We start from the raw sequence: 20,400 nt of genomic DNA, 5'->3' as shown, positions 1-20,400 counted from the left end.
ATCGCGAGTTTTCCAGTTAACGACCATAGGCCAGTTCAGGCAGCCAAAGGCTGACTTGCGGCACAAAAGTCACAATCATAAGCAGCAACATCAGAATCAGGACAAAAGGCAGCGTTCCGCGAATGACGGTCGCCATCCGTTCGCCTGAAATGTTCTTGAGAATGAAAAGGTTAAGACCAACCGGCGGGGTCAGAAGGGCCAGTTCCATATTCAGAACCACCACCAGACCAAAATGCACCGGATCAATCCCCAGATGTTCAATAATCGGCAGCACCAGCGGCACAAAAATCAGGATGACCGAAATCACCTCGAGGAACATGCCCAGCACAAACATGATCAGGTTCGCCAAAAGCAGGAACTGCCAGTCATTCAGCCCCCATTCCGTCACCATTGCCGCAATCGACCGGGTGACACCGGCACTGGTCAGCCAATGACCAAATGCAAGCGCGGACAGAATGATCACGATAATCACCGCTGTCTGACGAATCCCTTCGGACAGCACATCGGGAATGTCGCGCAGCGAAACTTCACGATAAATGAACACACTTACGATAATGGCGGCAAAGGCGGCCACACCCGCAGCCTCGGAGACAGTCACAAAACCCGTATAAATACCGCCCAAAACCACCAGTGGAATAAACAGGGCCGGTATCGCCTCGCGGCAACAGGTAAGCATTTCGGCAAAAGACATGCGGTCTTCAAGCGGCAATTTGTTTTTGCGCGAATACCAGATGATATAGGCTACAAACAGTGCGCCCTGCAGCAAACCGGGAATTACACCGGCCAAAAACAGGCGCGGCACCGATGCCTCGGCAATCAGACCATAGATCAAAAGCGGCAGGCTTGGTGGAATCAAAATACCCAGCGTGCCCGCAGCCCCCACCGTCCCGACCGAAAAACTGGCTGGATAGTTTCGGCTGGCCATCGTCGGAATAAGGGCGGTGCCCATTGCCATTGCCGTTGCCACCGATGATCCGCAAATGGCGGCAAAGAACGTTGTGGCAATCACACAAACAATCGCCAAACCACCCCGGTTACGCCCGGCAATGGTGCCGGCAAAATTGATCAGGGCACGGGTAATCCCACCGCGTTCCATAAAGGTTGCGGCAATCACGAATAACGGCACCGCCACCAGGGTTTGCGAATTCATTTCATTGGCAAATTGCTGTGCCAGCGAAATAAGGGGGACGCCATCCACCAACCAGCCAATGACCGCCAGGCAGCCCAGCACAAGATAAATCGGTACCCCGGCCAGCAGCATGATGAAAAATAGCGCCAGCATTAACCAGATAATCATGGGAATTTTGTCCGTTAATCAGCCGTCACAGAGGACACGCGGCTTTCGGTCAGGCGCTTGGTGAGCAGCATTACATAACGCAGCATTGAAAACCCGTAACCAAACGGTACCGCAAGATAGAAAATCCACATCGGGAAACGCAGCGAACTGTCGCTGATTTCGCCAAATCGCAGGCCAAATTGCACCATTTGGACACCGGCCACAAAAATGACCGCACAAAAACCGGCCCCAACCAGCAACACAACGATTTCCAGTATTTTGCGCATGGAGCGCGAAAACTGGTCCACCACCAGATCGGCCCGAACGTGTTTATCTTGTGCCACCAGCGACGGCAGGCTCAGCATCGTGGCCCACCCCACCAGATAGACGGTTACTTCCGCCCCCCAGTCGGGCAAATATGCGGGGGCCAGATATCGCAATACCGTCTCTGTCACGATCAGGATAATCGCCAGAACGGCCATTATCCCGATCAGGAATTTTTCAGCACATCCAAGAACGTTCGAAACCCGGCTAACGAAATTTACCATAGTCACATTCTTCTCCGTCACCGGTTCAATGGTTACTGTGCTGCGGCAATGGCGTCGGAAACGCGCGCGATGAAATCCTTGTCCATGTCGAGCTCATCGACGATTTCCGGCTGGGCCTTCATTAATTTTACCCGCATCGCTGCCAGGTCTTCCGGCTTGGCATCAATGGTTTCAATGCCATGCTCCGCATTGATCTTGCGGGCTTCAATCTGCGCATCCGCCGCAACGGTACGCACCTGGTCAACCATGTTTTCCCAGGTATCGCGCATCAGATTTTGCAAATCTTCCGGCAACCTGGACCATGCAGCTTGGCTGATGATCGGCACATATTCAATAAAGGCCTGCTTGTCTTCATAGGCATATTTAATGCCGGCATCCCAAAGTTTCGAACTGGCAACCGATTCCTGGGTTGCCCAAATGGCCGAAACCACATCCGTCTGCAAGGCCTGCGGCACATCAGACCACGCAATTTGCACCGGGTTGGACCCAAACACCCGATACCGTGCCAGCGTTGCCGCACCACCCGGGACACGGACAACCTTGTCCTTGAAATCATCGGGTGATTTGATCGGAACATCCGTGGTAAAGGCGGTGCCATACCCCAGGTCAAACGGGCGACCCAGCACGACAACACCCAGCTTGTCTTCAATGCGCTGGTTCAATTCCTTGCCGATATCCCCATCGACAATTTTGTAAATCACGTCCTGGCTTTGGCCATAAAACATCGGCAGCAGCAACATGCCTGCTTCGGGCACATATTTAGACAAATGCTGATGGGCCGGTGCAGCCATATCAATCGCACCCTGGGCAACCGCGGTTGCCACCATCGGCCCCTTGTATTTCGAGGCAGAGTCAAATACCCGCATCTCAAGCCGCCCGCCCGACTTTTCGTTCAGGGCTTCGGCGAATTTGCGAAATGACCGGTTGCGCACATGATTGGGCGACGTATCGAGCGACACATCAATGGTGTAATCGGCCGCATGTGCCGGTGAAAACAGCGTCGCACCAATCAGTGCGGCGGCTGTAAACAATGCTGAAATTTTCATGATCCTGTTCCCTCCTGATGTGGCTGTTGTTGTTTTAAGCCACCGAGACGCTAGCACTCCACCCATTTAAAGAGTAATATATAATTTCGAACAACCTATATCGAAAATTTATACCTAAAGCGCATTTTCATGAAACACGCCCAGCATCTTTTGAACCTGCCACGCCTGGCTGCATTCGTGGCAATCTGCGAAGAAGGAAGCCTTAGCAGGGCTTCTCAAAGACTTGGCATTGCCCAACCCGCCTTAAGCACCATGATCAAAAAGATCGAATATGACCTTGGCGTTTCGGTCCTTACACGTCATGCGCGTGGGTCGGTGCCAACCCCGGCTGGCCGGGTTTTGTTAAAAAGTGCGTATGAAATGCTGGGTATTGCCGAAGCAACCCTAGATGAAATCGGCACGGTCAATGACGATCCGGAAGGGGAAGTCGCCATCGGTTTGCCGGCCGCAACCTCGATGGTGCTGGCTGTTCCGCTGATCAAACACCTGCGTAAATCGCTGCCCAAAGTATCGCTGCGGGTGGTTGAAACCTTTTCCGGCTATTTATGGAGCTGGCTTCAGGACGGCAATATTGACGTTGCGGTCACATTTGACCGGGTCTCGATCCCCGAAATTGTCTGTCAGCCCCTATGTAGGGAGGATCTGTTTCTGATCGGCAATTCCAAACTGCTTATAAACGCACCAGATACAATCACCCCCGACAATCTTTACAAATTCCCCCTGATCCTGCCATCGCGCATTCACGGTATTCGTGGCAAGGCAGAGGCCTTTGCCGCATCAGGCAAGGGCCTGGACATTCGCATGGAGATTGATGCCAGCACACATCTGGTCAAACTGATTGCCGCGGGCGAAGGATTTGGACTTTTGGCAAAATGCGCGGTTACTGACGAACTGGCACAAAATACGGTTCGTGCCATCCCGCTTGCGCCCTGCCTGTCGCGTCAGGTTTCGCTGGGGATTCGCCGCATCAAAATACAAAATCCCGTTGTTGCCCGTGTGGTCGAAGAAATGAAACTTGTCAGCACCGATTTGATCCGTTCGGGCACCTGGCCAACCAGCTAGGCCTGATCTTTCTTCGTTCTGCCATCACACCGGCCCACCTTTAAGGCTTAATCCACGGCCCCCGATGGCGCCCAAAAATTCCCCGACAATACCAGCAGGCACAACAGGGTCACCGTATCTTCGTAATAGTCCATATGCCGGTCGCGGATATTGGCATACATATCGTTCAGCCAGTCCTGCCCGTCAGGCAGCAGCATGGAGGCCACCGCCATCGGCGCGACAAACAGGGTGCTGTTTTCGCTTTCATAGGGCAATGGCAGGCCGCTTAACAAATAGCCCGACTGGATTTTGTCCGGGTCCCCCTTTACCCGCGTGCGCATCCATGCCGCCATGCGCCGGGCGATTTTGGCCGCCTGTGCGTCATTCTCCAGCAGGGCGTCACTTGCCATGCGCCAGGGCACGCGGGCGGCATTAAAGTAATAGGCCCCGTCATAATCGCCCTCCAGATAATTGGGCGGGGCCGCATGAACCAGGCCATCGGGTTCAACAATGGCAAAATCGGGCAACAGGCCCGTGCGCGGCGACACCCCGTTTTGCAGGGCACTGGCAACATCCAGCACGCGCTCACGCACCTGCGCCCACAGCGGATTCCCCGTTGCCCGGCCAAAGGCAGCAAAATGACCCGGCATGAAATCGGACGGGCGTGTGCCCCATTGATCATATTCCGCGCCGCGCGGGTCCACCCAATCACCTAACAGGGGGAGTAAACTGTTCGGGCCAATCGTGCTCTCGGCCATACCGGCAATCACATCGCGGGCCCCTTGCAAATAAGCCGGGTCTTGCCACTGATCGGCGGCCAATAACAGGGCAAAGGCAATATCGGCATCGCCGTCAAAGGCACTGTCATTGCCTTTGGCATCGGGTAGAATTTGCCAGCCCATCAGCCGGGAATCACCATCGCTGGGCCAATGGCGGGCAAACCGCCACATACCGTCAAACAGGTCTTTGGCGTCCGGGTCTGCACCGGCCATCACCGCCATGATGATCATACCATATCCCTGCCCTTCGGATACGGTACGATCTGGCTGATCATGACCAAATGTTACCCGATATTGCACGTTATCGCCGGTTGTCCCGGCAACCTTGCGCACATAATCGGCCTTCCACTGGCGGTAAAAGGCCCGCACATCGGCATCGCGCTCCGCCGCACTCCAGCGCGACGGCAAAATCGCCCCCTGTGCATAAGCCTGATGCTGGGGAAAGGGCCGCATCGCGGTTTCACTGGCCTGTGCGGCAACGGCGGGGATAAGCCCCGATGCCATCCACGCCCCGGTAAAGACAATCACCCTTGCAAGTTGACCGATAAAATCAGCCGTCATTTTACGCCTCAATCTGCAATGCCGCGTGACCATTTGCCGCATTATATGCTTAATAAGAAGACGTGTATCGATCTTTAAAGCGGGAGCTTTGCCATGACCCTATCCATCGGACTTGTTGCCCATGACCGTCGCAAACGTGAAATGGCAGAGTGGCTGGAAACCCACAAACACCAGTTTGCCGATGCCCGCATCTTTGCCACCGGTACCACCGGGCGCGTCCTTTTGGAACGTTTCCCCAATTTGAATATCGTACCATTAAAAAGCGGCCCGTTTGGCGGGGATCAGCAATTGGGATCCATGATTGCGCATGGTGAATTACAGGCGATGTTTTTCTTTACCGACCCGATGACACCCCAACCCCACGATGTTGATGTGCGCGCCCTGATCCGGCTGGCAAACATGTATGAAGTGCCGATTGCATGCAACCGCAGCACCGCCGACCTTCTGATCAGCAATCCGAAATTCGAGGAAATCTGCGAGCAATATCGCGGTCATTCCCCCGAACAGGCCTTTGCCGATTACACCAATCGCAAGCTTTAAGTAAACCGGCAAACACGCCCGATCCCCGTCTCGGCCCCACCTGACACACCCCAATCCATAGGCGCCCCATGTCCTTTGCCTATACGTTAATCGCCGCCATCTTCCCGATTTTTGCCACCATCCTTATTGGCGCGGTTTTGAAAAAATACCTGATCCAAAGTGGCGAGGTCTGGGCGGGGATTGACCGGCTGACCTATTACCTGCTGTTACCGGCCCTGCTGATGATTGGCATTTACCATGCTGATTTCAGCACCGGCCATGCCGGCAAAGCCGTGATGATCACGATGGCGGCCACCCTGGGCCTGGCAGCGGTCCTGCTGGTGTTTCGCCGCGTCATCACGCCCAACACACCGCTTTTTACCTCCATCTTTCAGGGGTCAGTGCGCTATAATAGCTATGTGCTGCTGGCCGTGGCCGAGGCCCTTTTTGGCAGTGACGGGCTGGCTCTGGCGATTGTGTTTATCGCCGTGATGGTGATTGTCACCAATATTCTGGCTGTTGTGGTTCTGAATGCCCTGAATGGCCGGGGTGGCAATTTCAAACGTATTGCCATTGGCCTTGCCAAAAACCCCATCATTCTGGCCGCCGGGGCCGGGGCGATTATGAATGTCACCCATATCCACATCCCCCTGCCGATTGAAAATACCGCTTCCCTGCTGAAAACTGCGGCCCTGCCGCTTAGCCTGCTTTCGGTCGGGGCGGGTCTTAAATTCATTCTCGACCGGCGTTCGCTTGGGGCGATTGCCTTTAGCAACATCGTCAAGCTGGCGTTTTTGCCGCTTGTCACCGGCATTGCCCTGCACCTTGCCGGAATTAACGGCATGGTGCTGGCAATGGGGGTTTTGTATGCGGGCATGCCCTGCGCGGGCAATGCCTATATTCTTGCGCGCCAATTGGGTGGGGATGCCGATGTCATGGCGTCAATCGTCACTGTCGAAACTTTGCTCTCGGCTGTCAGCATCTCCGTCCTCGCCGCCATATTGACGGTCAATTGACGCCCGGTGCGGGGCAAATTCCCCGTCATAGCCACAGGCAACCAGGGCATCGCGCATCAATTCCGGCGGCGGGGCATCGGCAATCACCGGCTCGCGGTCGGCATGGTACGGCACGACCAGGTGGCGCGATAACAAATGCAGCGTTGGCGGCGCACCAAAGACCGGCGCTTCGCCGGTGCCATAAAACGGATCGCCCAGCACCGGAAAACCGATATGGTCCAGATGCACGCGCAACTGGTGGGTCCGCCCGGTATGGGGCACCAGCTCCAGCCAGGTCATATCCGGTGCCCGGCCCAACACCCGGTATTCAGTACGCGATTCCTGGCCGCTGTCATCCACCGTCATGCGCCAGCCGCTTTCATCATTCAGCTTGGCAATCGGCGCATCGATAAAGCCGTGGTCATCGGGCATATCGCCGCGTACCACCGCCCAATAGGCCTTTTCGATTTTCTTTTCGGTAAACAGCCGCGTAATCCGCTTGGATGATTTGGCATGGCGGCACAAAAGCAGGCAACCCGCAGTATCGCGGTCCAAACGGTGTGCCAGTGTCGGGATGGAGGCAATGCCAAACGTCATATCGGGCAAATAGGCATCGACATGGAAATAGGTTTTCGGCCCGCCATGCGATGCCAGCCCCGGCGGCTTGTTGATAATGATCATATTGGAATCGCGATGCAAAATGCAGGCGATCAGGTCTTGCGCGATGGGATGGGTCATAAAACTGCTTTCCGCCCGGCAGTGACGGCCAAATCACAAAACAGATCCAGGCTGTTCTGATCTGGCACCAAGGAATTTGCGTAGGAAATATATGGATTAACGCCCAAAGTCACCATCAGGTTGACAATTGCCCCCGTTTAAAGCGGCACAATAGCCCCGGTTTTGGTCGTCCCTATCATTGTGATCAGGATAACCAAAGACCCGCATCAGACGCAACCGGGCACGCAACCGGCCCCATACTTTGGCACATCCACCATTGGCAGCAGGAATTAAAAAATGACAGGTTTTGGCTTCCGGTACGCGCCCTTTATGCTGCGAACAACGCAGATGGCAGCGGTTTTATGGGCTTTGTGTTTTGCCGCCCCGGCTCATGGCGCCGCACCGTCTGGCAATGACAAGGCCCCTAAGCCCGCCATCCTGCCCGATGCCAATTGCCGCACGATCAACCCGGTAAAACTGTATGGGGGCAGCGACTGGACCTTTCAAATCCGCCGCGAAGGATCGCCGGTTGGGACCCATCATGTATCGTTCCATCAGGGGCGTGACGGTTTGCAGGTGATTTCCGAAAGCGACATCAAGGTCAGCCTTTTAGGCTTTAGCGCCTATCAGTTTGTCTATCGATCCGAAGCCCTTTGGCAAAAGGACGAACTGGCAAAACTGGCGGTTACGGTTGATGACGACGGCGATAAAACCACCATTTCCGCGCAAAAAGATACGCCAACCGGCAAACTTGTTGTCACAGGCCCGAATGGCACCCGTTCGCTGCCGGGAGATATATTCCCGACCAATCACTGGCATTGCGGTATTTTATCCCATTCGACGGTGTTAAACACCCTGACAGGCAATGAAAACGACGTAAAAATCACCAATCTTGGAACAGAAAAGATTGTGGCTGGCAATGGCGGGGCGGCCACCATCACGGCAACCCATATCCGCTATGAGGGGGAGCTTAACACCGATGCCTGGTATGACGACCAGGGGCGTTGGGTCGGTCTGTCCTTTACCGCGCGTGACGGATCCAAAATTACCTATCGCTGCCTGACCTGCACCAAAATCGACGGGAGCCCGCAATGAGCAAAAACAAACACTGGAAAACCGTCTGGATCATCGGGGCCTCCAGCGGGATCGGCGCGGCCCTGGTGCAAAAATTTATCCGCGAAACCACCGATGCCGAAATGGCAAAAATGGTTATTTCCGCCCGCTCGGCCGATAGCTTGCAGGACATTGCTGCGGCCAGCCCGCGCATCGCCAGCGTCCCCTGCGATGTCACCGATCCCGCAGCCCTTGACGAGGCCCTGGCACGGATCGAGGCCGAGTATGGCCTGCCCGACCTGATGGTTTATTGCGCCGGATTTTACAAACCCATGCCCGTCGCGGAATTTTCCCGCGACACCATCGCCAAACATATTGCCGTCAATTATCAGGGCGCAGTGAATTGCCTGGATCCGATATTGCGCAAAATGTGCGCGCGCGGATCGGGCGAAATTGCCATTACCGCCTCGGTCGCGGGGTATCGGGGCCTGCCCAAGGCCGGGGCCTATGGGCCGACCAAGGCCGCCCTGATCAATCTGTGTGAAACCCTGCGCGAGGAATTAAGCGGCACAGGGGTTGTCATACGGGTGATTAACCCGGGTTTTGTCGAAACGCCGATGACGGCGCAAAACGATTTTGAAATGCCCTATTTGCAAACGCCGGAACAGGCGGCAGATTTCATCTATAACGGTTTGCGCAAGAATGACGATTTTGAAATCGCCTTTCCACCGCCCTTTGTAAGGCAGCTTAAAATCGGGCGGATTTTGCCCTATCGCTGGTATTTCAAAATGATTGAGCGGGTGATGCAAAAATGAACGGGACGGAAAACACCCATGACACACGCCAGGCAACGCTGGAAAACTATGCCAGAATTTATGCCACGCTTAGCCCCGACACCCTGGCAGATTTAAAAAAAGTCACCACCCGCGACATCTGCTTTACCGACCCGTTTACCACCATCACCGGGCAGGATGCGCTGTGCGACTATATGGGCAAAATGTTTGAAGGTGCGAAGGGCGCCAAATTCACCATCACCCATGCGATGGTATGTCAGGAGATGGGATTTTTGCGCTGGCAGTTTTCGGCCAAGGTCCCGGTCATTGGCCTTTGGGAATTTACCGGCATGTCGGAGGTGACATTCAACACCGATGGCACCCTGATTGCCACCCACAAGGACCATTGGGATTCCGGCACAGAATTTTATGCCAAAATTCCGGTGCTGCGCTGGATCATTCGGCAGCTTGCGAAAAAAGTGGCGCATTAGGCTTGGCAAAAAACAGCGAAACCTCGCCAATTTCCAGGCCCCATTTGCGCACCCGCGCCCGATTGACCAAAACCCCATTGGGCTGCAAAAACATCCAGTCGTCAAAGCTGACCCGCCAGGTACCATCGCCCACCTTCAGGTCCATTTCATAATTCCAGTTCAGCGCATTGCCATATTGTTCACCCAGGGCAACGCCCACAATATCGCCAAACGTGCCTTCGTAGGTATGATCGCCGGTTTTGTTAATTTTCCAGATGCGCTGCTCGGTCTCGCCATCGTCATAGACAAAATCTTCGGTCAGGGTCAGAACCCCGTCAGTGACTTCGCCGTGAATATCAACCGTAAACTGGCGGCGCAGTTTGCCAAAGCGGTCTTCAAATATGCCCCAGGCGCGGCTATGGCCCTGAAAATAGGCATAGACATCAAAAACGGGTTCCTTGTGGGCAAAATCCTGGGGCTTCATTGCCGAACATCCACCGATGACGATTACAAACAGAAAAAGCAGCCCTGTCCGCAGCATGTTGATATTCCTTTGTTTCAATCGCAAAGATCACGACATGCGACGGTCAAGACGCCGACGCAGGGCCAGTTGATGACGCCGCCCCAGAGGGAAACGCCACATCATCGCAACGGCCATAATTTTCAGTACGACGGGAACAATGGCATAGATCACCACCAAAACCCCCAGGGCCCATTGATTTGCCTCTGCGGTTCCGCTTTGCGCCATCACGCCGCCGGTATTTAAACCCACGGCCCCCAAAACCGGAAACGCCACCCCCGCTGCCAGGGCAAGGGCCAGCTTGTTGGTCATATTCCACAGGGCAAACAAAAGCCCGGTGCGGGATGCACCAAAACGGTAATGATCCCAGTCATCCACATCGGCCTGAATGGCAGGTGGCAAGGCCAGGTCCGCGCCAAGGGCGGCCCCTGTGACCGCACAAATCACGGCAAAACCGATAAAATCACCCTGCCCCAACACCGGAACAAAGACAAAGGCGACAATCGCCGCAACCATCGCCCAGCACCAAATGACGGGCCTGCCAAAACGCCCGCCCAGCATCACCCAAACCGGCATGGCAATCACCGCGACCGCGAAATAAAGCAGGATCAGAATATTCTGGTCTGCCGGGCTTAAATCCAGCCCGTAACGGACAAAAAGCGGAAAACAGACAGCAGGCAAACCGTTGGCCAGGCCATTGATCAACCAGGCACATAACAGCCGCACAAACAGCCGGTTCTGCCACAAACCGGCGAGGCCTGCGCGTACCTGATCAAACCTTGAAGGGGATTTTTCCGGCTTTTGACCCTTCCTGCCCGCTCCGGCGGTCAGGGCCGATTTAAGATTGTCACCCTGCACACCCTTTTTGTTGCGCAGCATATCGGGCACAAAAAGCGCCAAAATCAACACCCCAAGCACCCCGACAACAAGAGTAACATTCCCAAGCAGGGATGTTTGCGCCAATGGTGCGTTAATACCCGCCACAACCGGTACTGCCCCGGCCAGCAAAATGCCCACCAGCCCGGTGCCTTCGCGCAGGGCGGAAATATTGCCCCGCTGGTCATAATCGCCGGAAAGTTCGGCCCCCCACGCCAGATAAGGCACCTGAAACATCGTCCAGCCGATAAACAGCAAACTGGCCCAGCCAAACAGATAAAAGCCCGAGGGGGCCGCTGGCGGGTTAAACAAAAACCAGATGCCAATGCCCGCCAGCACCGCCCCGGCAATGACCCAGGGTTTGCGCGTTTTGGTATGATCGGACAAATACCCCACCAGCGGGTCGGTAAACATATCGATCAGGCGGATGACAAAGAACAACATCCCCGTCAACGTCAGCCCAAGACCCAGCGTATCGCCATAGAGGCTGGGCAGCAGGATATAAGCCGGAATCGTTGGTATCGCCGCCGCCAGTGCCGGGGTGGCATAACATAATTGCGTTAAACGGTTGGGCTTGCCTGCCATCACATCTGCACGGGCGGCTTAACGATGTTGGCTGTCATGGGTAATGACAAACAGGCCAACATCAATGCTGCCTGCTTCAAACCCGGTCTGGCAGTAAGACAGGTAATATTCCCACATCCGTTTAAAACGGCCATCAAAGCCCTGCTTGGCAATGGTTTCCCAGTTATGCTGAAAATCGCGCTGCCATTCCGCCAGGGTGCGGGCATAGGATTGACCAAAAAATTCCGAATGCTGCATTTTAAGCCCTGCCGCATTCACCGCCTTTTCAAGAGCAGAGGGGGACGGCAGCATCCCGCCAGGGAAAATATAACGCTGAATAAAATCCGCGCCGGAGCGATAGCTGTCAAAGCGGTCCTCGGCAATGGTGATGATTTGCAAAACCGCCTTGCCGCCCGGGCGCAAACGCTGGCGCACCATGTCAAAATAGGTGGCCCAGTTTTCCTCGCCCACCGCCTCGAACATTTCGATCGAGACCAGATGGTCATATTGCCCGTCCTGGTGGCGATAGTCGCGCAACCGCATCACGGCACGCTCCGCCAGCCCGGCATCGCTCAAACGCTGGCGGGCATAGGCAAGCTGTTCATGCGACAGGGTTACACCATCGACATGGCAGCCATATTTGCCTGCGGCAATCTCGGCAAAGCCGCCCCAGCCGCAGCCGACTTCCAGCACTGTTTCACCGGGTTTAAGCCCGGCAAGTTCGCAGATACGGTCATATTTCGCCTGCTGGGCATCGGCCAGCGATTGGTTTTCATGCTGATACAGGGCGGAGGAATAGGTCATGCCGGGGTCCAGCCACAGCTTGTAAAAGTCATTGCCCAAATCATAGTGATAGGAAATATTGCGCCGCGATCCTTCAAGGGTATTGGCATTGCGCAAATGCGCGGCCCGATACATCAAACGAGAAAATACACCGGCAGCAAAGCGCGCCTTGACGATGTTTTCATTGGCAATGGCAAAGCGCATCAGGCGCGTCAGATCGGGGCTGCGCCATTCACCTTCGATATAGGCCTCGGCAAAGGCAAGATCGCCGCCGGTAAACAGCTTGCGCAGGGCGCGCCAGTTGCGCAATTCCAGCACCGCATGCAGGTCCAGGTTCTCGCGCCCGGAAAAATTAAGGGTGCGTCCATCGGGCAGGACCAGGGTTAACCGCCCATAGTGCAAATGCGCCAAAATCCGCACCAGCATGCGTTCCAGTACGGATTTGGGCCGCATGACGCTGCCGATCAGGGGCAAGACACGTCCCAAAGAACGCACAACCATTGAACTGGACCGGGAACGATCAGGCATGACGATTACCTTTTCCTGACGTGGAGAGAAGGGCAGCACCGTTGCTGGCAACATAGGTGATGCGATTTTCGGGCGGGGCCGGGCGGCGATGGAAAGCAAAACCCTTGCGCCACAAATGCACCGCTTCCCAGTGAATACCGGCAATGACCTTGAGCGTCATAAGCGGGTATCGCAAAAAGGCCGATAAAAGTGCCCGGTCCGTCAGGGATGTGCGGTTTCCGGCAAAGGCTGCATTAAGGAAAACACCGTCATCATCGCTTTCGGCAATGGCAACGGCCACCTTTTCACCGGGCGGGCAAATACGAAACCGGTAATCGGCCTTCATGCCGATAAAGGGGGATACATAAAACCCCTTGGCGCATTGCTGATGCACAATACCCCTGGCATCGTGGCACCCCTTCGTCACCGGAATTAAATAACCGTGCCGGTCGCCAAAGGTGTTGGACACATCATGCAAAATGGCCCCCAGTACCCCATCGTCCCGGTAACAGAAATAAACACTCAGCGGGTTAAAAACAAAGCCCAGAATGCGCGGATAACACAGGATTTCAATACGCGCACCGCAATCACCAAGGCCGTTTTCTTGCAGGATATCGGTGATTTGCGCCTTTATATCCGTGCGCTCGCCGCGGCCAAAATCGCGGTCGTGAAAAGAAAACAGGTTAAACCGGTTACGGCTGAAAAACCGCAGGCGCCGGTGCAGGCCATCAATTTCGTCAAGGTCGAACAAAAACGACACCACCCGATAACGCAGGCGATGCTGACGCGGGCGTAGACGATGATGCGTCACCATCCCCTGATACAGGGCTGAAACCCGCTTTATCATGCTGTCTTCCGCGCCCGATTGTGCCATTTAAGCCGCCTCTGTCCCGGCACCGTTTTGGCGCAAAAGCGGGGTGACATGAATGCGCCCGCTTTCATTTTCAACATTCCAGGGGCGGCGCACCCCGCCCACCGCCTCGGCCACAGCCAGGCCGGACTGAATGCCATCTTCATGAAATCCATAGCCAAAATAGCTGCCGCAATACCAGATATTGTGCGTGCCCTGCACATTCCACAACATACGCTGTGCTGCCATTGCACCGTTATCAAAGACCGGATGATCATATAAAAACGACCGGATGACAGACCCGTCACGCGGTTGAACCGGCGGATTGAGGGTGACAAAAAGCGGCTGGTTTTCATCAATATGCTGCAATCGGTTCATCCAGTAGGTCACGCAAACCTTCGGTACATCGCCGCCAGAATGACGCAGATAATTCCAACTGGACCACACCTTGCGGTTTTTCGGCATCAGGGTGGCGTCATTGTGCAAAATCGCCAGATTGCGTTCATAGCGAAAAGACCGCAACAAACGCGCCACAGCCGCATCCGGCCCCGGTTGCAGGGCCAGGGCCTGGTCGGCATGGCAGGCCAAAATCACATGATCATACACTTCGCGCTGACCATAGCGGTCCTGCACAAACGCGCCGTCTTCGGTGGGGCCAACTTCGGCCACGGCACGGTCCAGCACCACCGCCCCAATACCGGCCAGCATCCGTTGCACATATTGGCGCGACCCACCCGTAACCGTGCGCCATTGTGGGCGATCTTTTATTTGCAAAAGACCGTGATTGTCACAAAACCGCACAAAGGCCGCGACAGGATAGGACATCATCATATCAACCGGAGTTGACCAAATCGCCGCCCCCATTGGCAAAAGATGATCGTCAATAAAGGCCTGGCTGTAGCGATGCCGGGTCAAATAGGTACCAAGGCTTTGCGCACCGGCTTCCGGGTCCTGCAGAACTTTTGGGGCCTCGCGATAGAAACGCAAAATATCGCGGATCATGGACCAGAAGGACGGACGGAACAAATTGCGCTTTTGCGCACACAAGCTGGCAAGGTCGCTGCCACCATATTCAACCCGGCCATCATCCAGCGAGGCGGCAAATGACATGTCCGTTGCCGTTGTCGGCACATTCAAATGGTCAAATAACGCGCACAGATTGGGATAGCTTTTGGTATTGTAAACAATGAAACCGGTATCAACCGGGGTACTGCCTGCATCGACGGTATTGGAATGGCCGCCGGGGCGATCATCCTTTTCATAAAGTGTCACGTCATGCTTTTGCGACAGCAGCCACGCGGCCGAAAGACCGGATATGCCGGAACCGACAACAGCAATTTTCATTTTGGAACCGGAGCCAATCATTCTGTGTGCCTGCTTGCAGTTTATTGCTATAACTTACATATAAATACGAGCAACAGATGGATACGGATCAAAAAAATACGATGGCTCTCAATTAATTACGGGTTGGAGCACAAAAAATTTGATCCTTGTGATCCGGGCATTAAAAACAGCCGTATCTCGACACATGATGCACAATGTCGCGGTTCGGTCCGACAGGGGACCAGGGAAACTCATGAACGGTACAGCGACAAGCAGACGTGCCCCTGCCAACCCGGAGGATGCCCGTCAGTATGCCGACTGGATCGTCGCGATTGCGGCTTCGCGTGACAAGGCCGCCTTTGCCCGTCTGTTTGCCCATTTCGGGCCACGGGTAAAGGTTTACATGTTCCGTTTTATCGGGACCCAGGAAATGGCCGAGGAACTTGCCCAGGAAACCATGATGCAGGTGTGGCGCAAGGCGCATTTGTTTGACCCGCAAAAAGCCGCGGCAAGCACCTGGATTTTCACCATTGCCCGTAACCTCCGGATTGACCGGTTGCGGCAACGCAAACATATCGAAGTGGATGACGCCGACCCGACGCTGATTGTTGACGAAACCCCGATTGCCGATGAAATCGTCAGCCAAAGCGAACAGGCCGTCCTGGTACAGGAGGCCCTGGTTGAGTTGCCACAGGATCAAAGAGTGGTCGTGGAATTGTCATTTTTTGAAGACATATCACACAGCGAGATTGCCGAGAGACTGAACATACCGTTAGGTACAGTAAAATCACGGCTAAGGCTTGCGCTGGGCAAATTACGCACTGGACTGGAGGGGGTATCGTGAACATCAAACACCACCCGACAGACGAAACATTACTGGCCTATGCCAGCGGCACCCTGTCGCAGGCAATGGAACTGGTCATTGCGACCCATATGACCCTGTGCCCGCAATGCCGCGAAAAAGTTGCCGAATTTGAAGCCTGTGGCGGTGCCATGCTCAATGGCACTGACGGTCTTGCCATGAATGTGGATGCGCTTGACCAGGTTATGGCGATGATCGAGCAGGAAGGTGCCAACGAAAACACCATTCCAGCCCCGCTGGCATCACCGCGGCGGGTTGCCGTTGCCCCCAGCATGCGGGGCAACGCGGTGCCTTCTCTTCCTACACCGCTGGCAAGCCTGCTGCCGGAAAATATTTTGTCACTGGAAGACATTCCCTGGCGCACACTGGCGCCCGGGGTCAAACATTTTCCGCTTAAGTCAGTCCAGACCAAGGGGTCCGTCCGGTTGCTCAAGATCGCACCGGGCATCAGCATTCCCGATCACGGGCATGGCGGGCACGAAATGACCCTGCTGCTCAAGGGCTCCTATATTGACGATGTGGGCCGGTTTTGTGCCGGGGATGTGGCCGATTTGACGGATGATACCGACCATCAACCGATTGCCGATACCGCCGAGGATTGCATCTGCCTGATTGCCACCGATGCACCGCTGAAATTTAACGGGATTTTGCCCAAATTGCTGCAACCCTTTATCGGGATGTAATCACAACATACAGTGCAGCATAAAGTGCAACAAACAGGTTACTTGCCGACTGCACCAGCCTTACCGCATTGCGGGGCTGGTGCTTTTTTTATTGTGCCTTTACCAGCCAGTCCAGCCGGTGTGCTGCCGGGCCGGGCAAGGTTACAACATCAACCAGCCAGTCGCCGATTTCAGCCAATTGCCCATCAAGCTGGAACGGGGGGTTAATGATCAACAGTCCCGAGCCCAGCATTCGCCCTCTGGCGCCGCCGTGGCTGGCGGCAAGCTCGCTGCATAAAACCCCGCCCGGCGTTTCGATTTGGCGAAACATCTGGTGCAATTCGCCCTCAAAGCCATCGGTCAGGATGGGGTACCACAGCATATAGGTTGCCGTGGCCCAGCGGCGGTGTGCAGCCATTATGGATTTGGCGGCACGGGCATAATCCTGCTTCACATCATAGCTGGGATCCATCAGGACCATGCCCCGGCGAATTGGCGGGGGTACCATCGCCACCAGCCCTTCGTAACCATCGCGCTTTTGCAAATGTATCCGCCGGTCATGATACACGCGCCGGTCCAGCGTTTCATATTCGCGCGGATGCAATTCCATTAATGAAAGCCGGTCGCTTTCGCGCAGCATTTTTTGCACAATAAAAGGCGATCCGGGATAATAAAACGGCTTTGCGTCAGTCCCGCCCGCTTCTTCGTTATGCAGGTTTTCCGGCACAAATCCTGTTACCAGATCCAGATAGGGCGCAAGAGCGGCGGGAATATGTTGCGCTTGCTGCGCCGCAGCAATTCCCGCTTTCCATTCGCCGGTTTTTTGCGCTTGAGTGCTGGAAAGATCATACCAGCCCGCCCCGGCATGGGTATCAATCACACAAAAGGGCTTATCTTTTTTTTGCAAATGCGCAAGGATCAGCACCAGTGCCGCATGTTTGTGCACATCGGCAACATTGCCAGCATGAAACCCGTGCAGGTAACTCAGCATTTTTTAAATCCTATCCCTATCGGCCCGACCGGGGGCCTGCCCCGCCAGAACGCTGCCCCCGGCGCTTTGCCCTATCGCCCTGTCCGGCTCCGTCCATCGGGCGGGATTTATCACGTTCCCGCCCGGTATTGACCGCACCTTCTGAGCCCTCTGCCGTGTGGCGGTCGTTATGTTTGACCGGTTTGCCGCGGCGCGCTTTTACATCCTTGCAACCCTGTCCATCCTGTTTACCGGCGCGACCTGTTGGTGCTGGTTTGCCAGATACGGCCTTTTTCAGCCCCGCACGCCCCCGTTTTTGGCGCGGCCCCAAGCCATCCTGTGCCGATGGCAAAGATACCGCAGGGGCCGCCACCGCGATTTCGCGCCATTGGCCTGGTGCCAAACCATCAAGCGTCCAATCGCCAATCGCATAGCGGATCAGCCGCAAGGTGGGGAAACCCACTGCGGCCGTCATCCGGCGGACCTGACGATTGCGGCCTTCGGTGATGCTCAGTTCGATCCAGCTTGTCGGAATGGATTTACGAAACCGGACTGGCGGGTTCCGCTCCCACAATCCTTCGGGTTCGGCCATCCGTCGGACTTTGGCAGGCAGGGTCATTCCGTCCTTGAGCATCACACCTTTACGCAGGGCATCGAGTGCGGCGTCATCGGGTTCGCCCTCCACCTGCACCCAGTATGTTTTGGCTTTCTTGTATTTGGGATGGGCGATTTGGGCGTTTAGGGGGCCGTTATCGGTTAACAGCAACAACCCCTCGCTATCGCGGTCCAGCCTTCCCGCGGCGTAAACGCCCGGCAAATTGACATAATCGGCCAATGTTGACCGGCCATTTTCCTTGTCGGTAAACTGGGTTAACACCCCATAGGGCTTATTTAATAAAATCAGTCGCGCCATAACTGCCGCATAAAGCCGCTTTTTCCGGGGAAGTCAATCAAAGCTGATTATAGCGGACAAAGCACAATCAGTCTTCGATCAGATATTCCATTGTCGTGACAACCCGCACAGTTTTGTTGATCTGGTTGGTTTCAGTGGTATTGGGCGCCCCATCAGCGGCCAGAATTTGGAACAAACCCTGATTGGCACGACGAATGCCACCAAGTTTGCCGCCGGAATCCTGGGCAAATTGCTGCGCACTTTCGCGCGCATTGGCCGTTGCCTTGGCAATCATTTCGGGTTTGATGTTGTTTAACTTGGTAAACAGGTAGCTTGGCCCGGCATTATAGCCCTGCCCGCCCAAAACAATGCCCTTTTGCAGCAATTTGCCAATATCCTGCGAGGCTTTTGCCACCGCTGCCACATCGTCGGAACTGACCTGCACCGTCTGGCTGACGATATAGCGGCTTTCCACCGGGCCGGAACGATAGCTTTGCGCGAGTTGATCCGTCACCTGAAGGTTTTGCAATTCGGTCTGATCGCGGGAAATGCCGTGGATTTCAAGGAACTTTTGCAGGGTTTCGGTATCATCCTCGATTTTTTGCTGGGCGGTTTGCAACACATCATTGGTGGCAACAAAGGTTATCGGCCACACTGCGCGATCCGCCTTTACATCCTGTTCGGCCAGGCCCTTGACGGTCACAAAGCGATCCAGCGCACGCATTTTAACAATGCCCTGCCCCACCAGCGCACCGGCACCCGCAATCCCTGCTGCCACAACAATTGCCGCAATCACAACCGAAACCTTGCCCATGATCCCTCCGAAAACTCTTAATCGCATTTGCGCCATTCAACCAGAACCCGCTAAATAGAACCACCAATCATGGTGAAAGTTTGATGGCATTGACCGGGCTTGAATCCATTCAAATTGTCGTCGCACATTCGCAGTGGTCATGTTAAAACCACCCATCTTTGACGGATGACGTTTTACAACAGTCATCCCGCGTTACACACCAGATCTCGGGGGATCACGCCCATGCGCCGCTCGGAAATCAATGCCTGCATCAAACAGGCCAAGGACCTTTATAATTCGATTTCGTTTCGCCTGCCCCAATGGGCGCATTATTCCCCCGAAGACTGGGCACAACAACCCGACCTGGCACAATGGTGCCACGCCCACCAAATGGGCTGGGATGTGACCGATTACGGTGAAGGCCGGTTTGCCGAACGCGGGCTGATCCTGTTTTGTGTGCGCAATGGCATTTTGCGCCAGCCCGGCGAAGTGCCCTATGCCGAAAAAATCATGATTGTCGGCGAAAACCAGGAATGCCCGTGGCATTACCACAAGGTCAAAATGGAAGACATCATTGTCCGGGGCGGCGGCAATCTGGTGGTGGAACTTTATAACCTGGGCAAAGACGGCGAGATGGACAAGGAAAGCGATGTTCAGGTTCGCACCGATGGCAAGCTGAACATTCTGCCTGCCGGGGGCAAAATTGTGCTGGAACCGGGCCAGAGTGTCACCCTGCCGCGCACCATGATTCACCGCTTTTATGGTGAAACGGGCAAAGGCCCGGTCATTGTGGGCGAAGTTTCACAGGTCAATGATGATCTGACCGACAACTATTTCTTCGATACCGACGCCCGCTTTACCAAAATCGAAGAAGACGAAGCCGCAATTCATCCGCTTTGGAACGAACTGGGGTCATAATCGCCTGCCTGTTAGCGGCGACATGCTAAACGAAAACACCACCTGCTTGCGTGCCAGGTGGTGTTTTCATATCTCGACAACGTTCCATCCGAATCCCGCCAT

22 protein-coding genes are annotated in these 20,400 nt (G+C 55.1%); 9 read left to right on the top strand and 13 right to left on the bottom strand.

Annotated elements, in window-relative coordinates:
- Positions 1–16: 16 nt before the first annotated feature.
- From TH25_RS21035 to dctP, 3 genes are read right to left on the bottom strand one after another with little or no spacing between them, the layout of a single operon-like run.
- Positions 17–1,297 carry a TRAP transporter large permease gene (locus TH25_RS21035; protein ID WP_181847749.1) on the bottom strand — a complete coding sequence of 427 codons (1,281 nt, stop codon included), beginning with the start codon at positions 1,295–1,297 and terminating at the stop codon, positions 17–19.
- Between the two features lie 14 nt (positions 1,298–1,311).
- A complete protein-coding gene (locus TH25_RS21030; protein WP_114090239.1) occupies positions 1,312–1,824 on the bottom strand; it encodes a TRAP transporter small permease in 513 nt (170 codons plus the stop codon).
- A gap of 32 nt (positions 1,825–1,856) precedes the next feature.
- Positions 1,857–2,870, bottom strand: a complete 1,014-nt coding sequence (gene dctP, locus TH25_RS21025; protein ID WP_181847747.1) for a TRAP transporter substrate-binding protein DctP — start codon at positions 2,868–2,870, stop codon at positions 1,857–1,859.
- A gap of 129 nt (positions 2,871–2,999) precedes the next feature.
- On the opposite strand from dctP, the gene TH25_RS21020 reads away from it, so the two are divergent.
- Complete coding sequence (locus tag TH25_RS21020) at positions 3,000–3,932, top strand: LysR family transcriptional regulator (protein ID WP_114090237.1); 933 nt, start codon at positions 3,000–3,002, stop codon at positions 3,930–3,932.
- A 47-nt stretch (positions 3,933–3,979) separates the two neighbouring features.
- On the opposite strand, the gene TH25_RS21015 is transcribed toward TH25_RS21020, so the two are convergent.
- Positions 3,980–5,251: a family 8 glycosyl hydrolase gene (locus TH25_RS21015; protein ID WP_181847744.1), complete on the bottom strand. Its 1,272-nt coding sequence runs from the start codon at positions 5,249–5,251 to the stop codon at positions 3,980–3,982.
- Positions 5,252–5,344: 93 nt separating this feature from the next.
- On the opposite strand from TH25_RS21015, the gene TH25_RS21010 reads away from it, so the two are divergent.
- Together TH25_RS21010 and TH25_RS21005 are read left to right on the top strand one after the other, a co-directional pair.
- The gene (locus tag TH25_RS21010; protein WP_114090235.1) at positions 5,345–5,791 is read left to right on the top strand and encodes a methylglyoxal synthase; all 447 of its coding nucleotides are present in this window, start codon (positions 5,345–5,347) and stop codon (positions 5,789–5,791) included.
- Between the two features lie 68 nt (positions 5,792–5,859).
- On the top strand, positions 5,860–6,786 hold the full coding sequence (locus tag TH25_RS21005; protein ID WP_114090234.1) for an AEC family transporter: 927 nt from the start codon (positions 5,860–5,862) through the stop codon (positions 6,784–6,786).
- Here the strand turns inward: TH25_RS21005 and TH25_RS21000 are convergent.
- Positions 6,712–7,503 (bottom strand): RluA family pseudouridine synthase, encoded by a 792-nt coding sequence (locus TH25_RS21000; RefSeq protein ID WP_114090233.1) that lies wholly within the window; start codon positions 7,501–7,503, stop codon positions 6,712–6,714. The genes TH25_RS21005 and TH25_RS21000 overlap by 75 nt on opposite strands.
- A gap of 276 nt (positions 7,504–7,779) precedes the next feature.
- Between TH25_RS21000 and TH25_RS20995 the strand changes: the two genes are divergently transcribed.
- Genes TH25_RS20995 through TH25_RS20985 form a run of 3 tightly spaced genes read left to right on the top strand, consistent with a single transcriptional unit; the run spans position 7,780 to position 9,799 of the window.
- Entirely contained in the window at positions 7,780–8,577 is a 798-nt protein-coding gene (locus TH25_RS20995) for a DUF6134 family protein (RefSeq protein WP_114090232.1), read from the top strand.
- Complete coding sequence (locus tag TH25_RS20990) at positions 8,574–9,350, top strand: SDR family NAD(P)-dependent oxidoreductase (protein ID WP_114090231.1); 777 nt, start codon at positions 8,574–8,576, stop codon at positions 9,348–9,350. Before TH25_RS20995 ends, TH25_RS20990 begins: the two co-directional genes overlap by 4 nt.
- The gene (locus TH25_RS20985) at positions 9,347–9,799 is read left to right on the top strand and encodes a nuclear transport factor 2 family protein (RefSeq protein WP_114090230.1); all 453 of its coding nucleotides are present in this window, start codon (positions 9,347–9,349) and stop codon (positions 9,797–9,799) included. The genes TH25_RS20990 and TH25_RS20985 overlap by 4 nt, the downstream gene beginning before the upstream one ends.
- On the opposite strand, the gene TH25_RS20980 is transcribed toward TH25_RS20985, so the two are convergent.
- The 5 genes from TH25_RS20980 to TH25_RS20960 are packed head-to-tail and all read right to left on the bottom strand — an operon-like array spanning position 9,765 to position 15,222.
- The gene (locus tag TH25_RS20980; RefSeq protein WP_114090229.1) at positions 9,765–10,319 is read right to left on the bottom strand and encodes a DUF3833 domain-containing protein; all 555 of its coding nucleotides are present in this window, start codon (positions 10,317–10,319) and stop codon (positions 9,765–9,767) included. The two genes, TH25_RS20985 and TH25_RS20980, sit on opposite strands and share 35 nt — an antisense overlap.
- 30 nt (positions 10,320–10,349) lie before the next feature.
- Positions 10,350–11,759, bottom strand: coding sequence for an MFS transporter (locus tag TH25_RS20975; protein ID WP_114090228.1), 1,410 nt, complete (start codon positions 11,757–11,759; stop codon positions 10,350–10,352).
- An 18-nt stretch (positions 11,760–11,777) separates the two neighbouring features.
- Entirely contained in the window at positions 11,778–13,049 is a 1,272-nt protein-coding gene (locus tag TH25_RS20970) for an SAM-dependent methyltransferase (protein ID WP_114090227.1), read from the bottom strand.
- A complete protein-coding gene (locus TH25_RS20965; protein WP_258549255.1) occupies positions 13,042–13,902 on the bottom strand; it encodes a DUF1365 domain-containing protein in 861 nt (286 codons plus the stop codon). Before TH25_RS20965 ends, TH25_RS20970 begins: the two co-directional genes overlap by 8 nt.
- The gene (locus tag TH25_RS20960) at positions 13,903–15,222 is read right to left on the bottom strand and encodes an NAD(P)/FAD-dependent oxidoreductase (RefSeq protein ID WP_220151473.1); all 1,320 of its coding nucleotides are present in this window, start codon (positions 15,220–15,222) and stop codon (positions 13,903–13,905) included.
- A gap of 232 nt (positions 15,223–15,454) precedes the next feature.
- Between TH25_RS20960 and TH25_RS20955 the strand changes: the two genes are divergently transcribed.
- Both TH25_RS20955 and TH25_RS20950 read left to right on the top strand, forming a co-directional pair.
- A complete protein-coding gene (locus tag TH25_RS20955; protein WP_258549254.1) occupies positions 15,455–16,045 on the top strand; it encodes a sigma-70 family RNA polymerase sigma factor in 591 nt (196 codons plus the stop codon).
- Positions 16,042–16,746: a ChrR family anti-sigma-E factor gene (locus TH25_RS20950; protein WP_114090225.1), complete on the top strand. Its 705-nt coding sequence runs from the start codon at positions 16,042–16,044 to the stop codon at positions 16,744–16,746. Before TH25_RS20955 ends, TH25_RS20950 begins: the two co-directional genes overlap by 4 nt.
- 88 nt (positions 16,747–16,834) lie before the next feature.
- Here TH25_RS20950 and TH25_RS20945 read toward each other — a convergent pair whose 3' ends face one another.
- The 3 genes from TH25_RS20945 to TH25_RS20935 form a co-directional block, all read right to left on the bottom strand.
- The gene (locus TH25_RS20945; protein WP_114090224.1) at positions 16,835–17,716 is read right to left on the bottom strand and encodes a 23S rRNA (adenine(2030)-N(6))-methyltransferase RlmJ; all 882 of its coding nucleotides are present in this window, start codon (positions 17,714–17,716) and stop codon (positions 16,835–16,837) included.
- Between the two features lie 16 nt (positions 17,717–17,732).
- On the bottom strand, positions 17,733–18,608 hold the full coding sequence (locus tag TH25_RS25535) for an rRNA large subunit pseudouridine synthase E (protein WP_258549253.1): 876 nt from the start codon (positions 18,606–18,608) through the stop codon (positions 17,733–17,735).
- A 67-nt stretch (positions 18,609–18,675) separates the two neighbouring features.
- The gene (locus TH25_RS20935) at positions 18,676–19,401 is read right to left on the bottom strand and encodes an SIMPL domain-containing protein (RefSeq protein ID WP_114090223.1); all 726 of its coding nucleotides are present in this window, start codon (positions 19,399–19,401) and stop codon (positions 18,676–18,678) included.
- Positions 19,402–19,623: 222 nt separating this feature from the next.
- On the opposite strand from TH25_RS20935, the gene TH25_RS20930 reads away from it, so the two are divergent.
- Positions 19,624–20,298 (top strand): D-lyxose/D-mannose family sugar isomerase, encoded by a 675-nt coding sequence (locus TH25_RS20930; RefSeq protein ID WP_114090222.1) that lies wholly within the window; start codon positions 19,624–19,626, stop codon positions 20,296–20,298.
- The last annotated feature ends 102 nt before the right edge of the window (positions 20,299–20,400 follow it).

The organism is Thalassospira profundimaris (assembly GCF_003326755.1).
GTDB classification, from domain to species: domain Bacteria; phylum Pseudomonadota; class Alphaproteobacteria; order Rhodospirillales; family Thalassospiraceae; genus Thalassospira; species Thalassospira profundimaris_B.
Note: the sequence above shows the minus strand (reverse complement) of the source record. Positions and strands in the feature narration are given on the sequence as shown.

Coding starts and splice junctions, on each gene's coding strand:
- TH25_RS21015 (WP_181847744.1), bottom strand. CDS start 5,251: ATGACGGCTGATTTTATCGGTCAACTTGCAAGGGTGATTGTCTTTACC.
- dctP (WP_181847747.1), bottom strand. CDS start 2,870: ATGAAAATTTCAGCATTGTTTACAGCCGCCGCACTGATTGGTGCGACG.
- TH25_RS25535 (WP_258549253.1), bottom strand. CDS start 18,608: ATGGCGCGACTGATTTTATTAAATAAGCCCTATGGGGTGTTAACCCAG.
- TH25_RS20980 (WP_114090229.1), bottom strand. CDS start 10,319: ATGCTGCGGACAGGGCTGCTTTTTCTGTTTGTAATCGTCATCGGTGGA.
- TH25_RS21010 (WP_114090235.1), top strand. CDS start 5,345: ATGACCCTATCCATCGGACTTGTTGCCCATGACCGTCGCAAACGTGAA.
- TH25_RS20970 (WP_114090227.1), bottom strand. CDS start 13,049: ATGCCTGATCGTTCCCGGTCCAGTTCAATGGTTGTGCGTTCTTTGGGA.
- TH25_RS20965 (WP_258549255.1), bottom strand. CDS start 13,902: ATGGCACAATCGGGCGCGGAAGACAGCATGATAAAGCGGGTTTCAGCC.
- TH25_RS20995 (WP_114090232.1), top strand. CDS start 7,780: ATGACAGGTTTTGGCTTCCGGTACGCGCCCTTTATGCTGCGAACAACG.
- TH25_RS20990 (WP_114090231.1), top strand. CDS start 8,574: ATGAGCAAAAACAAACACTGGAAAACCGTCTGGATCATCGGGGCCTCC.
- TH25_RS20985 (WP_114090230.1), top strand. CDS start 9,347: ATGAACGGGACGGAAAACACCCATGACACACGCCAGGCAACGCTGGAA.
- TH25_RS21030 (WP_114090239.1), bottom strand. CDS start 1,824: ATGGTAAATTTCGTTAGCCGGGTTTCGAACGTTCTTGGATGTGCTGAA.
- TH25_RS20935 (WP_114090223.1), bottom strand. CDS start 19,401: ATGGGCAAGGTTTCGGTTGTGATTGCGGCAATTGTTGTGGCAGCAGGG.
- TH25_RS20945 (WP_114090224.1), bottom strand. CDS start 17,716: ATGCTGAGTTACCTGCACGGGTTTCATGCTGGCAATGTTGCCGATGTG.
- TH25_RS21005 (WP_114090234.1), top strand. CDS start 5,860: ATGTCCTTTGCCTATACGTTAATCGCCGCCATCTTCCCGATTTTTGCC.
- TH25_RS20930 (WP_114090222.1), top strand. CDS start 19,624: ATGCGCCGCTCGGAAATCAATGCCTGCATCAAACAGGCCAAGGACCTT.
- TH25_RS20975 (WP_114090228.1), bottom strand. CDS start 11,759: ATGGCAGGCAAGCCCAACCGTTTAACGCAATTATGTTATGCCACCCCG.
- TH25_RS20955 (WP_258549254.1), top strand. CDS start 15,455: ATGAACGGTACAGCGACAAGCAGACGTGCCCCTGCCAACCCGGAGGAT.
- TH25_RS21000 (WP_114090233.1), bottom strand. CDS start 7,503: ATGACCCATCCCATCGCGCAAGACCTGATCGCCTGCATTTTGCATCGC.
- TH25_RS21035 (WP_181847749.1), bottom strand. CDS start 1,297: ATGATTATCTGGTTAATGCTGGCGCTATTTTTCATCATGCTGCTGGCC.
- TH25_RS21020 (WP_114090237.1), top strand. CDS start 3,000: ATGAAACACGCCCAGCATCTTTTGAACCTGCCACGCCTGGCTGCATTC.
- TH25_RS20960 (WP_220151473.1), bottom strand. CDS start 15,222: ATGAAAATTGCTGTTGTCGGTTCCGGCATATCCGGTCTTTCGGCCGCG.